The following is a 14,373-nucleotide window of genomic DNA, read 5'->3' as shown; positions in this document are numbered from 1 at the left end:
CTGCAAAATAGGGGCTTCACGGTTTACGTGAGGTCTGTTGCCAGTGTAGAATGACTACGACCTTTTTAGAAGGTTTTCTTTCTTAACTCTCACAGTTAGTACTACAATTTGTTTATGGAGAAAGATCCGTGCAAGAATACGTTCTCTGGTATCAAGAGCTTGGTATGCAAGATGTTCCTCGTGTTGGCGGTAAAAACGCTTCACTTGGTGAAATGATCTCAAACCTAGCTAACGCTGGTGTTCAAGTGCCAGGTGGTTTCGCTACAACCGCTGATGCATTCAATGAGTTTCTAGAGCAATCTGGATTAAACTCAAAAATCCACGATATTTTAGACACATTGGATGTGGATGATGTAAATACACTCGCTAAAGTCGGTGCCGAAATCCGCCAATGGATTATCGATACACCATTCCAACCTAACCTAGACCAAGCCATCCGCGACGCATATAGCCAACTACACGGCGACGCATCACAAGATGTTTCATTTGCAGTTCGCTCATCTGCTACAGCAGAAGACATGCCAGACGCTTCATTCGCAGGACAACAAGAAACGTTTTTAAACGTACGTGGTATTGATTCAGTAATGACTGCAATCAAACACGTGTTTGCCTCACTATTTAATGACCGCGCTATTTCTTACCGTGTTCACCAAGGTTATGATCACCGTGGTGTTGCACTTTCAGCTGGTATCCAACGCATGGTTCGTTCAGATAAAGCAGCTTCAGGTGTTATGTTCAGTATTGATACTGAATCTGGCTTTGAAGATGTTGTATTTGTAACTTCAAGCTATGGTCTTGGTGAAATGGTTGTACAGGGTGCTGTAAACCCAGATGAATTTTATGTACATAAACCAACGCTTGCTAACGGTAAACCAGCGGTAGTTCGCCGTAACATTGGTTCAAAAGCAATCCAAATGATTTACTCAGCGGATGAATCACATGGTAAGCAAGTAGAAATTGTTGATGTAGATTCGTCACTTTCAAACAAATTCTCAATCACAGATGCTGAAGTTCAAGAACTTGCAAAGCAAGCTGTTATTATTGAAAAGCACTACGGTCGTCCAATGGACATCGAGTGGGCAAAAGACGGCAACGACGGTAAACTTTACATCGTTCAAGCACGTCCAGAAACAGTTCGTTCAAACGAAGACGCTAACGTTATGGAGCGTTTCCAATTAAATGGTACAAGCACAGTTGTTGCTGAAGGCCGTGCAATTGGTCACAAGATTGGTTCAGGTACTGTACGCGTACTAGATTCAATTGATGAAATGGACAAAGTACAACAAGGCGACATTCTAGTTACTGACATGACTGACCCAGACTGGGAGCCAATCATGAAACGTGCCGCTGCGATTGTTACAAACCGTGGTGGACGTACTTGTCACGCGGCAATCATTGCTCGTGAATTAGGTATTCCTGCAGTTGTTGGTTGTGGTAACGCAACTGATTTAATTAAAGCAGGCCAAGATGTAACTGTATCGTGTGCCGAAGGTGACACAGGTTATATCTACGAAGGTATTTTAGATTACGAAGTACTTACTTCACGTGTTGATGAAATGCCAGAATTACCAATGAAAGTTATGATGAACGTAGGTAACCCTGATCGTGCATTCGACTTTGCTCGCTTACCTCATGCCGGTGTTGGCCTTGCGCGTGTTGAATTCGTAATCAACCGAATGATTGGTGTTCACCCTAAAGCACTTCTTAATTTTGATGCGCAATCTGACGAGCTAAAAGCTGAAATCTCAGAAATGATGGCAGGTTATGAATCACCTGTAGAATTCTATATTTCTAAGCTTGTTGAAGGTATTGCAACACTAGGTTGTGCGTTTGCACCTGAGCGTGTCATTGTTCGTATGTCTGACTTTAAGTCAAACGAATATGCAAACCTTGTTGGCGGCCAGCAATATGAGCCGGAAGAAGAAAACCCAATGATTGGTTTCCGTGGTGCAGCACGTTATATCTCTGAAGATTTCCGTGACTGTTTCGCGTTAGAGTGTGAAGCGATTAAACGTGTTCGCAACGAAATGGGTATGACTAATATTGAAATCATGATCCCATTTGTTCGTACGCTTGAAGAAGGTAAGCGCGTTATTGAATTACTTGAAGAGCATGGCCTTAAACGTGGCGAAAATGGTCTGAAAGTAATCATGATGTGTGAATTACCATCAAACGCGTTACTTGCAGATGAGTTCTTAGAATATTTTGATGGTTTCTCTATCGGTTCAAACGACTTAACTCAGTTAACATTAGGTCTTGACCGTGACTCAGGTTTAATTGCGCATCTATTTGATGAGCGTAACCCTGCAATCAAGAAACTATTATCAATGGCTATTCAAACTGCTAAAGCAAAAGGCAAATACGTAGGTATTTGTGGTCAAGGTCCTTCAGATCATGAAGACTTTGCAGCTTGGTTAGTTGAGCAGGGCATTGATTCTGTTTCTCTAAACCCAGATACAGTATTAGAAACTTGGTTGTATCTTGCTAAGAAATTAGCCGACTAAGTACTTTATTTAATTAAAATAAAGATTCTGATATAAAAAATGCCAGCACTTAGCTGGCATTTTTGTTACTTCGAAGGGCGTGTTGTCCTTTAAATCAGCGAGCAAGTTTTTTATCGATATAAGCACATGACTTAGTCAAAGCCTTTTGGCACAAGCTTAAATAATCACGCGCTTTAGGATAGTAAAAAGATAAACAGAAAAGTCCTGCAATAAAGAAGATCAGCGACGGTCCGGGAATAATAACAAAAACTAAACCCAATAACATGCACAAGGCACCTAAACTGATTAATGCAATTTTTTTCATCTGACTATCTCATTTGCTGCTTTAATACACAGTATAAAAGTAATCCCCCCGAAATCGATAAAAAGAGTGTTACAAACTGTAAAATCTTCAATTTATCTTAGCTATTAGCATGATATAATTTGCAAAATGCCTTAATTTATCACCGTCATGATAGCAACAGTAAGCCAACAACAAGCCACCACAGAACTCGTTTCTAATTACTTAGATACAATACAAAAACAAGGTTTTAGTGGTGATACCGATGCAAGCTTTTCTACGCGTTTAAGTTTATCGACCGATAACAGCGTTTACCAACAGGTACCTCAAGGTGTCATCTTTCCAAAGTCAGCAAAAGACATACAACTTGCTATGCAAATTGCTTCTCGTGATCCGTTTTTATCACTGACTTTTGGTCCACGCGGAGGCGGTACAGGTACTAATGGTCAATCGCTAACCCCGGGTATAGTTGTTGATTTATCTCGCTACATGCGTGAAATCTTAGAAATCAATGTCGAAGAAAACTGGGTGCGCGTGCAAACGGGTGTAATAAAAGACCAATTAAACGACTTTTTGCGTCCTTACGGTTTTTTCTTTGCGCCCGATTTATCAACTAGTAACCGTGCAACAATCGGTGGAATGATAAATACAGATGCATCAGGTCAAGGCTCTTTGGTTTATGGCAAAACAAGTGATCACGTTTTAGGCCTAACAACTTATCTTGTTGATGGCACTGAAATGTCAACAACCCCTATGCCTGTTGAAAAAGCAAAAGTTATTGCTGAGCAAAACACGACTGTAGGCAAGTTATATAAAACAGTTCTTGATATTGGTCTTGAGAATCGAGACGCTATTTTAGAAAAATTCCCTCGTTTAAACCGTTTTCTGACCGGCTACGATTTAGAACATATTTTTTCTGATGATTTACAAACCTTTGATATGAGCCGATTAATTACAGGCTCTGAAGGTTCATTAGGTATTGTAACTCAAGCAAAACTAAATATTACGCCCATTGCTGAATTTAAAACATTAATAAATATTAAATACGATAGCTTTGATTCTGCACTTCGTCATTCACCATTTCTAGTTGCAGCAAATGCAACTTCGGTAGAAACAGTCGACAGTAAAGTACTTAACCTTGCTCGAGAAGATATTATTTGGCATTCAGTATCGGACTTAATAACCGATGTTGAAAACAAAGATATGCAAGGACTCAACATGGTTGAGTTTAATGCGGTTTCACCAGAAGACATTAAAGATAAAGTAGACACTCTTTGTAAGCTACTCGATGAATGTGTTGAAAAACAAACTAATGGGGTGATCGGTTATCAGTTAACGAATGACAAAGCTGATATATTAAAAATTTATGCAATGCGTAAAAAGTCAGTGGGCCTTTTAGGAAATGTAAAAGGCAGTCAAAAACCGTTAGCTTTTGCTGAAGATACTGCAGTACCACCAGAAAACTTAGCCGATTTTATAGTCGAGTTTCGTGAACTTCTCGATAACCATAATTTGCAATATGGTATGTTTGGTCATGTTGATGCCGGTGTATTACACGTACGACCTGCTTTAGATATGTGTGATCCAGAGCAAGAAAAATTACTTCGTCATATTTCAGATGAAGTCGTTAAACTGACTGCAAAATATGGCGGATTGATGTGGGGTGAGCACGGAAAAGGATATCGAAGTGAATATGGCCCTGAATTTTTCGGCGAGCATTTATTTACACAACTTCGAAAAATCAAAGCGGCATTTGATCCAAGTAACAGAGTAAACCCAGGTAAAATCTGTACGCCAATTGAAAGTAAAGACTCACTCGTTTCTGTAGATGATCAAAAGCGTGCCTGGTTCGACAAAGAAATTTCTATCGATGTTAAAACAGAATTTAATAACGCGATGACCTGTAATGGTAATGGTCTATGTTTTAACTACGATGAAAAATCACCAATGTGTCCATCTTATAAAGTAACAGGTGACCGCCGTTATTCACCTAAAGGTCGCGCAAGTTTAATGCGAGAATGGTTGCGACTTCAAGAGTCTGAAAATATTGATTTACTCAATGTCGAAAAAGAATTAGTTAATGGTGAAGTAATCACTTGGTGGGAGCGCTATCAACATAGTCGCGATAAGAAAAAAGGTGTTTATGACTTTTCTCACGAAGTGAAAGAATCAATGGATGAATGTTTAGCTTGTAAAGCATGTACTACTGCATGTCCAATCAAAGTTGATGTACCAACATTCCGTTCACGCTTTTTAAATTTCTACCACAGTTATTATGCGCGCCCAGCAAAAGATTACTTAGTGGCAGGCATCGAACAAACTGCGCCGGTGATGGCAAAATTTGCTAAAGTGGTAAATCCAATAGTAAATACAAAACTTGTTTCAGGATTAATTAAAAATACTATTGGTTATGTTGATACACCAAGTTTAAGCATACCGCAACTTTCAAAACGTATTTCTAAAGATCAACAATTCAATTTTGAATTACTGAATTCACTTTCAAAAGAACAACAAGCTGAATATGTATTGATAGTTCAAGATCCATTTACGAGTTTTTACGAAGCCGAATTAGTCGAAAGCTTTATTAAAGTCATTAAAGCGTTAGGCAAAAAAGCAATGCTATTACCATTTAAACCTAATGGTAAAGCACAGCATGTAAAAGGGTTTTTAAATGAATTTAAAACAACAGCAAAAAATGCAGCTGAGTTTTTAAATTCACTCAGTGAAATCAATGCACCTTTAGTTGGGCTCGATGCATCTTTGGTTATGTGTTACCGAGATGAGTATGTATCAATTTTAAAAGATGACCGTGGAGATTTTAAAGTTGAACTTGCACATGAATGGCTTCAAACGCAAAACTTTAAACAGGTTACTCTTGCCAGTAAAACCGATTCGACATTTAAATTATTAAGTCATTGTACTGAAACAACAGCTATGCCAAATGCGTCTAAAGTTTGGCAAACCATTTTTGCTGATTTAAATTTACAACTAGAGACGACTAGTACAGGTTGTTGTGGTATGGCAGGTACGTATGGCCACGAAAAACAAAACCAAGAAAATTCACGCGCACTTTATGAAATGAGTTGGCAACCAATTATTTCAAGTAATGAGCCTGAAACTATTTTAGCAACTGGCTTTTCTTGTCGCAGCCAAGTGAAGCGCTATGAAAAATTTAAACCAAAGCATCCACTGCAATTAATTGCAGAGCTACTTTAAGTTGTAAAAATAAAAAAGGCGCTCAACGCGCCTTTTTTATTGGTAACTTTTTGCGATGGGCTTGGTACTCATGCCATGAATGAACACACTAAATAAAATGGTTGTTAATGTTATTGTGGCAATTTGTTCTTTGTTTTCAATTGCTGTATCCATCACCATTAAAGTGAAAACGATAGACGCCAAACCTCTTGGACCAAACCACGCAAAAGTAAATTTGTCTTTGAAATTTAGATTAGTAAACATAAGTGAAAGGAGTACCGGCACAATTCTAAAAATCGTCACACTTAATAACGCATAAAAAACAATTGGCCAAGTGATGTCATTCACAATTAAGTGACCACATACAAAACCGAATAAACACCAAATTAGTAGGGCAACAAATTCAGCGATATGCTCAGAGTCTTTAACTAATGTTGAACGTATTTTTTTAGGTGCTAAGTAATCAAATAAAAGTCCCGCAACAAAAACAGCAATAAAACCACTGCCATGAAAATTTTGTGTTAAAGAGAAAATAGCCATGACTAAGCCAATCAATAAAAATGGACTACTATTATTTGCAAAGTAATGACGTGCTAATGCTATTTTTAAAAGTGGAATAAATACTGCTATCGACACGCCTGCAATAACCAGTGCAACACCTAATTCTCTTGCAAAAACAAGTAAAGTATCAATTGTCGTTACAGCACTTTCTGGGTTTTGAACTAATAATAGTAAAACTAAAAAAATGGGAACACAAAGGCCATCGTTCAACCCGCTTTCCGTATTTATCCCTTCCCGAACTTTCTCTGGAACCGATGTGCATTCTAAAATTCCTTTGCTAAGCGCAGCATCCGTAGGTGTTAAAATAATCGCGATCAAGGCAGATTGAAAAAGTGATAACTCCGAAAAGAAAAACAACCCACCAGCTACACCTAACAGTAATGTCATCGGCAAAGCCACAAAAAGTAACAGGCTAGGGTACTGATAACTATGTTTTAATACGGGAAGTTTTGATTTGGCGGCATCGGTAAATAAAAAAATACTTAAGGTTAATTCAACCAAAGGTAAAATGTCACTGAGTCCGGCTTCGCCTAACTTAAACTCACTCGGCAAAAAGTAAGACATTGCAATTCCGACCAACACAAAAAACATTGGCCCGGTAATTTCTGTTCGCTCTAATTGCCGAATCGTCAGTGAGTAAAATAATAAAGCTAAACCGACTAACGCCAGTATTGTATATTCCATTAAACTTTCCTTTTTATTCCAGACTTTGCACGTTCTTTTATATTTGTTTGAATATAAATTTGATCTGTCGTAGCAATTTTTGCATGACCTAAATCTTCAGATAAATGTTTTAGCGGTCTTGTTTGAGCATCGTGTGTTGCACCAGTATGCCTTAACCAGTGAGCAGTAGCTGCTTCAAGTTGTTCCGCATCATCTTTAAAGCCGTCATCTAAAAGAGATTGTTTTGCTAAATCAAAACTTTGCTGAACCAAACGACGAATTTGACGAACAGTCATTCCCCCTTTGCCACGAATTTTATGAACTAGCGGCTCAGCTTCATCAACACGGGGCAGGGCAGGTAAACCTCGGTAAAGCCTATAACGTTTTAGATATGATATAAAATCTTCACTTAAGGTAACATCACGTAATTTGTTACCTTTACCCATAATTCTTAAAAACCAAAAACCATCATTATCTTGCCAAAAATGTGACATAACCGGCGACCACTGAGGGCGCTCGGATAACTCAGAAATTCGTAGATACAATCCTTTTAAACAAGCGAGAGTAAATAAATTTCTTTCTAGATCAGGTCGTTGTTCACATAAATCCCGAGTAACACCAAATACATACTCCCATTGAATATCACTGAGTGTGTCAGGGATTTTTATTTGCGATTGCACAACTAAGTATGGGCTATTCTTTTTTACTACCGGTACGAAGTTAGCAAAGGTTTTTTCTTCTAAAATTGCGAACTTATAAAAAACATTTAAAGCTGTAAACATAGCGGCAAGTGTTTGTTGGCTAGCAATATTTTCTTTATTTATGAAAGGGCGCCAATTTGTATTGAGTCGTCTTATGCCTTGTTCATCTTTATAACGCCATTGCACTGAACTTGATAACCAGGCTGAATCTGGTTCAACCATAAAATCAACATAGGCTTCAATATCTTCACGTTTTAGATCAAAAACTGATTTTTCAGCAATTAACCATGACCATAAACAAAACCGCTCAAGCTCATTTCGAAAACGATTAAATGTGGCTTCTGATTTTCGGCCATACACATATAGAAACTGATAAACAAAAGCTAAGTCATTTTTTGATTCAGCAACAGTCAATCCAACATGATGTATAAAGTTATTAAGTTCTGGATATTCTGTTGCAAGAGTATCATCTTCAAGATGGGCAATTTGGTAACGCAGTTGTTTAAGTGTATCAACAAGAGCAACGAGCATAATGATGTAATATATTGTAAAATAACTAGTTATAAGATTACCATAAAGTCCGATACTGTCTAGTATTGGACTTAATATATCTATAGTATTTGCAACATTAACTAGATTGCCATACTAATATTCAAGGAATATGTATGAAAAAGTTTATCGCTATTAGTTTAGTTTTAATCACTACAATTTTAACCGGTTGTGCTACAACAGGAAGTGCATCTCCCGATGAAAAACGTGCTTTAGTACAAAGCATGAAAATCAATACATTAAGTGAGCTTTACGCTCAAAAACCTGATGTTAAACAACAAATTGCTAATTCTGCTGGTTACGCGGTTTTTGATAATGCCAATGTAAATGTTGTTTTAGCCAGTTTTGGCGGTGGTTATGGTGTAGTAAAAAATAACCTAACCGGTAAATCAACTTACATGAATATGGGTGAAGCAGGTTTAGGCTTAGGTTTAGGTGTTAAAGACTTTAATGTTGTGATGGTTTTTCATAACCAAGCAGCTGTAAATCGCTTTATTGAACATGGTTGGGCATTCGGTGGAAATGCAGATGCAGCAGCAAAATACGAAGATAAAGGTGGCGCTTTAGTTGCCGAAGCAATTGCCGACCAAGTAACTGTTTACTCTTTAACCGAAAATGGTCTTGCACTACAAGCTGTACTTAAAGGCACTAAGTTTTGGGTAGATTCTGAGCTAAATTAAGCTATTTTAAACCCTTCTAAAAGTGGGCTAGTTAGTAACCTAACTCCCACTTTTCATTATTTTATGTAATTTAACATAACGTAATTTATGGGTGATTAAGTATTATTTGTTTCTAGTTGTTAATTTACTTGTTTATATCTATTTTACAATTTTTATGAGTTCTCATTTATCGCTCTTTCAGTTAATAAGTTCTTTGAACAAATAGCTACTTATTTTTTATAGTTCTCAAGAGATTAGTTTGTTATGCGTAATTATTTTAATGTATTACTCTAACTGTTTAGATGTTAAAGCTTTTTATATTCTTAGCATTTAAACCTATCTCGTATATCTGCTCTGGCTTTGCTTACACAATGGCTGATTCAAAATAAACGACCTAATTTTGATAACTTTATATCTTTTCATTTTATGTTCCACATCAGAAGTAGTTCGGGGTTTTTTAAGTTATCTCCTCTTACACCTCCTAGGAAAATTCAGATTTCATGGATAAACCATTAATTAAACTTAACTTTTCATTTTCATCTTAGTAGCATATCCATACTTTAATACTAGAAGAGTTACTCGTTTAACATTTCATGCATTTTCTTCAAACTTTATAACTATAAATATTAGCAGGTCCTATGAGAAAGTTTATTTTGCTGACAATTTTTTTGTATTTGGGATGGGAATATTACGTTACAAATAATGGTGGTACATCTATTACTGAGGTAGTCAATAGCCGTGTTATAACACCTTTAAAAGCACGCTTTAATAAGAGACAACAAAAACGCTTCTCTACTAATGAAAGTTATTTCGAATGTGATGGCAGACAATACTGTAAGCAAATGACATCCATTGAAGAAGCCTATTTTTTTAATAGGCATTGTCCAAATACTGATTTAGATAGTGATTATGATGGTGAGTTATGTGAAGGTGATCCTAGGTTTTAATTTCTATAGTTTAACTTTAATTCTAAATTCTATTTAGAATTAAAGTTTTCCTCCTCATTTACGAAAAAATATGAATTTTCTTAATTCCATATCAATTACTTAGGTGTAACTTGATATAGAACAAAACTTATTTAAGTAAGACTTTCCTTGTTTATTTCACAATAATAATATCGGCAATAAACAATACTTTACTATTATAATTATTCTAAAAAAGTGAACAGCACTGTGAATAGCCAACTAATAAATAGCAATGAAGTTAAATTTCCTGAATCATCTATCCTATTATCAACTACAGATTTAAATAGCAATATTACTTATGCCAATGATGAATTTTGTAAAATAGCCGGATATTCCCTCGACGAAATGGTGCATAAACCTCACAATCTCGTTCGTCATTCTGATATGCCAAAGCTTGCTTTTGCTGATTTATGGCGCCATCTTAAAAATGGTCAATCTTGGATGGGACCTGTTAAAAATCGATGTAAAAATGGTGATTACTACTGGGTGAATGCCTTTGTAACACCTATTAAAGATAAAACTGGTAATATCATTGAATTCCAATCAGTCAGAACCAAACAGAGTGATGAAGTTGTACAAAGAGCAACTGCTGAATATGCAAAAATAAACAACAACCAAAAGTCTCATGCTACAGCAGTAAAGTATGATGCCACTCTTTACATAAGTGCCCTGTTGCTAATTAGCTTTTTAGGCTCGCTGGCTGCCCTATTCAGTGCTGGATTTAATATTTTTAATTGTGTACTTGTACTATTTTTAGCATCAGCTAATGGGCTTATGTATTTTTGGCGCCAAAAATATTTAGCACTTATTAGTAAAGCAAAACAAGTATACGATAATCCCTTAATGGCTTACCTGTATTCTGGTACCAATGATCAATCTGGCTTTGCATATCTAGCACTTGAGATGCAAAAAGCAAAACTAAAAGCAGTTGTTGGCCGTGTGAATGATGTTAGTGTGGGTGTTAATTACAATGCCCAACATTGTGCCGAGTCTGGCCATAATGTTACGGAGCTTTTAAATAAACAAACTGACGAAGTTTCGCAAATTGTTGTAGCAACAGAACAAATGACCGCTTCTATTGATGAACTTTCGTCTAGCACGATGAAATCAAGCCAAACTGCTGAGTTAACGAATCAAGCAACAGAAGACGGTTCACTTGCTGTTAGACAAACTATAAATTCAATTAGTGAACTTGACGAAAAACTCAATGCCGCAAGCAATTATGTAGAAAACTTAATCCAAGGAAATCAAGATATTGTGGCAATTCTTTCTGAGATTAATGCCATCGCAGATCAAACTAATTTACTTGCTTTAAATGCGGCAATTGAAGCAGCCCGAGCAGGTGAGCATGGCAGAGGGTTTGCGGTAGTTGCAGGAGAAGTACGAGCTCTAGCGTCTAGAACTCAGCAATCAACAGAAGAAATTAGCAATGTATTAAATCAACTCACCCACGCTTCGAAACAAGCACAAATTGCCATGAATGACGGACTAAATTTGTCGGCCAAAAGTGTTAAGCTTGCCCATCAAAGTGGCGATAGTTTAGACCATATTAAAGCGCAATCAATCAAGCTAAGTGAGCTTAATAGTGTTGTAGCCCAAGCAATAAAAGAACAGCTAACGGCAAGTCAATCGATCGCAAGAAATATAACAGCAGCTCAAGATTTTGCTCATGACTGTAAAGAGCTTGGCCAAACTTCGCAGCAACTTTGTGAAGCATTACTCAGTAAAGTGACAGAACAAACATCTTTGATTAGCCAGTTTAAGTAGTTAAAGCAAAACCACGATTATTTGATAAGGTTTATTTTCGGTGTGTGCTTATTAGTACATACCGTATCAAATGCCTCTGCTAGCCGTTCGGTTTCTTTGAATACTTGTTGCCAATATTTGATTCGTATATCAGCATCAAGTTCTGTAAAGTCTTTACGATCGGGGATTTTTCCATAAGGTAATGAAGCGACAAATTCCGCTGATGGGGTGATCATCACTACGTTATCATAGTTACTCGGGGTAATACCGCGCTTTAGGTTCTTATCAAACCAACCTGCCTTTGGGCTATTATTAAAATGCGGATATAATATGAGCCCGTCATTATGAATACTTAAGTCAAAGTGATAATCGATAATACCGCCATCACGATACATACCTGGTGGTGTTCCTGTTATATTTTTAATGCCTTGCATCACTAATGGAATAGAGCCTGAAGCAAGCAAAGCATCTGCTAAATTATCTTCGTTTAACTCTATAGTATGGGTATTGAAAGTATTATTATCGGAAAAAGATAACTGACTATCCGCAGGCTGAAATACATAACGTTCATATTGCTTACTTAACAAACGCCTATTCATTCGATTGACTAAGTAGCTTTTAGATAACCCCATTAACTGCATCACTTTGTTTTCTGATGCTGTAAAGCCATTCGATTTTGCAACTATAAAGTGGGCTTTAAAAATCGGGTTGTTAATGATTTCGTGAATACCATTTTCAGCAAATACAGTGGTTAATAACTCTCGTGCTTTTGTTGTTATTTCTTCTGGTTTTGCTTTATTCGATGAATAGCGTGTTTCAGAGTAAGACTTTGCTAATCGAGATATTGCAGCAACAGGGTCATTTTGTGCAAAACAAGCAGATCTAAATGCACCGGCACTTGACCCTAATAAGTTTAAAGGTGTGGTACGGTCTTTAAAAAATTCACCAAATAGATATTTATCCAAACCAAATAATGTAAACCACTTGGGCCCGCCGCTTGCTCCTAAAAAGGTATTAAACAAATCGGCAGACAGGCCTTGCTCTTGAATTACTTTTGCAGCACTAGGCCCTGCATAAATATCTATCATGGTTACTTTTCTCGTTATTGTTTTAGCTTATTTGCGCCATATACCTTGCTCTGTTTGACCTTGAACCTGTACTTTTTCAGAATCAAAACTTGGCTCTAGCCCTACTTCACGTTGACTATGGTAGTCTTTTGTCACAGATAAGATGGTTGGCGTTAAGCGTATGATAGCGATAACGTTCACCACTGTCATTAAACCTAAAGCAATGTCTGCAAGATCCCACACTTGTTTAATGGTGGCCGATGCGCCCCAAATCATCATTGATAAATATAAACAGGTGTAAATTCCACGGCCGAGTTTATTATCTAGTTTAAATAAATGTAGGTTACTTTCTGCATAGGCATAGTTTGCAACCACAGAAGTAAACGCAAATAAACAAATTGCAGCCGCTACAAAGTAAATGCCACCAGCAGCCATATGCGCTGTCATCGCTGTTTGAGTTAAGCGTATTCCTTCCATTTCGCCGCTAATATCAATATCAGCTAATAAAATAATCACCGCCGTACAACTACACAGCACAATAGTATCGAAGAAAACCCCAAGCATTTGAATATAGCCTTGAGTGACTGGGTGATTTGGTACTGGCGATGCACAGCCTGATGCATGAGGCACACTACCCGCTCCGGCTTCATTTGAATACAGCCCTCGCTGAATACCATTTTTAATTGCTGCCCCCATAGCCCCTGCGCCTGCCTCTTGTAAGCCAAAGGCTGAAAGTAAAATATCTTCAATCATCGCAGGTACTTTACCGATATTCAGTAAAGTAATTATGATAGCGGCAAGTACAAATAAAATGCCCATGACTGGCACAATACGTTCAGCAAAGCGGGCAATAGCTTTAAAGCCGCCTAAAATAATAGAGCCTGCCAGTATTGTGATCACAATACCTGAATACAGTGTTGGAATTTCAAATGCGTAATTGAGAGCATCGGTAATGGTATTCGTTTGCATGGCACTAAACGTAAAGCCATAACCAAGAAACAAGCAAAAAGCAAAACACACTGCAAGCGCTCTACTGCCTAAGCCTTGCTGAATATAATAAGCAGGCCCGCCTCTAAACTCGCCATTGGCATCCCTAACTTTATAGACTTGCCCAAGTACGCTTTCGGCAAAACCAGTGGCCATGCCCAAAATGGCAATCACCCACATCCAAAATATTGCGCCACTGCCTCCTAACGAAATAGCAACGGCAACCCCTGCAAGGTTACCAGTACCTACTCGTGCTGAAAGACCAGTACATAAAGCTTGAAACGAACTGATTGAGTTTTTATCGGTGCTGCTACTCGACTTTAACAGGCTAAACATATGGCGAAACTTAACCAATTGAATCGCTTTTAGTCTTACCGAAAACCAGAACCCAGCAAACAGAAGAATATAGATAAGAATTTGGCCCTCTCCCCAAAGAAGACCATTGATTGTCGATACAGCACTGTTAAACATGGCAAGCCTTTATTGCTTTTATAGA

The 14,373-nt window shown here is 37.5% G+C and carries 10 protein-coding genes; 5 read left to right on the top strand and 5 right to left on the bottom strand.

What is annotated here, in order from left to right; genetic code table 11:
• Positions 1–128: 128 nt before the first annotated feature.
• On the top strand, positions 129–2,504 hold the full coding sequence (ppsA, locus tag ISP07_RS12175; RefSeq protein ID WP_054553332.1) for a phosphoenolpyruvate synthase: 2,376 nt from the start codon (positions 129–131) through the stop codon (positions 2,502–2,504).
• Positions 2,505–2,598: 94 nt separating this feature from the next.
• On the opposite strand, the gene ISP07_RS12170 is transcribed toward ppsA, so the two are convergent.
• On the bottom strand, positions 2,599–2,808 hold the full coding sequence (locus ISP07_RS12170) for a PGPGW domain-containing protein (protein WP_054563100.1): 210 nt from the start codon (positions 2,806–2,808) through the stop codon (positions 2,599–2,601).
• Positions 2,809–2,955: 147 nt separating this feature from the next.
• Here ISP07_RS12170 and ISP07_RS12165 point away from each other — a divergent pair, with 147 nt between their 5' ends.
• Positions 2,956–6,000 carry an FAD-binding and (Fe-S)-binding domain-containing protein gene (locus ISP07_RS12165; RefSeq protein ID WP_209327775.1) on the top strand — a complete coding sequence of 1,015 codons (3,045 nt, stop codon included), beginning with the start codon at positions 2,956–2,958 and terminating at the stop codon, positions 5,998–6,000.
• Between the two features lie 36 nt (positions 6,001–6,036).
• On the opposite strand, the gene ISP07_RS12160 is transcribed toward ISP07_RS12165, so the two are convergent.
• The gene (locus ISP07_RS12160; protein WP_209327774.1) at positions 6,037–7,224 is read right to left on the bottom strand and encodes a cation:proton antiporter; all 1,188 of its coding nucleotides are present in this window, start codon (positions 7,222–7,224) and stop codon (positions 6,037–6,039) included.
• Positions 7,224–8,435 (bottom strand): tyrosine-type recombinase/integrase, encoded by a 1,212-nt coding sequence (locus ISP07_RS12155; protein WP_209327773.1) that lies wholly within the window; start codon positions 8,433–8,435, stop codon positions 7,224–7,226. Before ISP07_RS12155 ends, ISP07_RS12160 begins: the two co-directional genes overlap by 1 nt.
• A gap of 134 nt (positions 8,436–8,569) precedes the next feature.
• Here ISP07_RS12155 and ISP07_RS12150 point away from each other — a divergent pair, with 134 nt between their 5' ends.
• The 3 genes from ISP07_RS12150 (at position 8,570) to ISP07_RS20730 (ending at position 11,844) form a co-directional block, all read left to right on the top strand.
• Entirely contained in the window at positions 8,570–9,133 is a 564-nt protein-coding gene (locus tag ISP07_RS12150) for a YSC84-related protein (protein ID WP_209327772.1), read from the top strand.
• A gap of 617 nt (positions 9,134–9,750) precedes the next feature.
• Positions 9,751–10,059 (top strand): excalibur calcium-binding domain-containing protein, encoded by a 309-nt coding sequence (locus ISP07_RS12145; protein WP_209327771.1) that lies wholly within the window; start codon positions 9,751–9,753, stop codon positions 10,057–10,059.
• A gap of 225 nt (positions 10,060–10,284) precedes the next feature.
• Positions 10,285–11,844: a methyl-accepting chemotaxis protein gene (locus tag ISP07_RS20730; protein WP_209327770.1), complete on the top strand. Its 1,560-nt coding sequence runs from the start codon at positions 10,285–10,287 to the stop codon at positions 11,842–11,844.
• Positions 11,845–11,861: 17 nt separating this feature from the next.
• Here ISP07_RS20730 and ISP07_RS12135 read toward each other — a convergent pair whose 3' ends face one another.
• The gene (locus tag ISP07_RS12135) at positions 11,862–12,911 is read right to left on the bottom strand and encodes a patatin-like phospholipase family protein (protein ID WP_209327769.1); all 1,050 of its coding nucleotides are present in this window, start codon (positions 12,909–12,911) and stop codon (positions 11,862–11,864) included.
• A gap of 27 nt (positions 12,912–12,938) precedes the next feature.
• Complete coding sequence (locus ISP07_RS12130; protein WP_209327768.1) at positions 12,939–14,348, bottom strand: alanine/glycine:cation symporter family protein; 1,410 nt, start codon at positions 14,346–14,348, stop codon at positions 12,939–12,941.
• Positions 14,349–14,373: the final 25 nt, after the last annotated feature.

It is taken from the genome of Pseudoalteromonas sp. PA2MD11, assembly GCF_017808125.1.
Classification (GTDB): Bacteria; Pseudomonadota; Gammaproteobacteria; order Enterobacterales; family Alteromonadaceae; genus Pseudoalteromonas; species Pseudoalteromonas simplex.
Note: the sequence above shows the minus strand (reverse complement) of the source record. Positions and strands in the feature narration are given on the sequence as shown.

Bases quoted from the DNA above. Each gene is read 5' to 3' on its own strand.
- ISP07_RS12160 (WP_209327774.1), bottom strand. From the start codon at position 7,224: ATGGAATATACAATACTGGCGTTAGTCGGTTTAGCTTTATTATTTTAC.
- ISP07_RS12165 (WP_209327775.1), top strand. From the start codon at position 2,956: ATGATAGCAACAGTAAGCCAACAACAAGCCACCACAGAACTCGTTTCT.
- ISP07_RS12145 (WP_209327771.1), top strand. From the start codon at position 9,751: ATGAGAAAGTTTATTTTGCTGACAATTTTTTTGTATTTGGGATGGGAA.
- ISP07_RS12170 (WP_054563100.1), bottom strand. From the start codon at position 2,808: ATGAAAAAAATTGCATTAATCAGTTTAGGTGCCTTGTGCATGTTATTG.
- ISP07_RS12150 (WP_209327772.1), top strand. From the start codon at position 8,570: ATGAAAAAGTTTATCGCTATTAGTTTAGTTTTAATCACTACAATTTTA.
- ISP07_RS12155 (WP_209327773.1), bottom strand. From the start codon at position 8,435: ATGCTCGTTGCTCTTGTTGATACACTTAAACAACTGCGTTACCAAATT.
- ISP07_RS12130 (WP_209327768.1), bottom strand. From the start codon at position 14,348: ATGTTTAACAGTGCTGTATCGACAATCAATGGTCTTCTTTGGGGAGAG.
- ISP07_RS12135 (WP_209327769.1), bottom strand. From the start codon at position 12,911: ATGATAGATATTTATGCAGGGCCTAGTGCTGCAAAAGTAATTCAAGAG.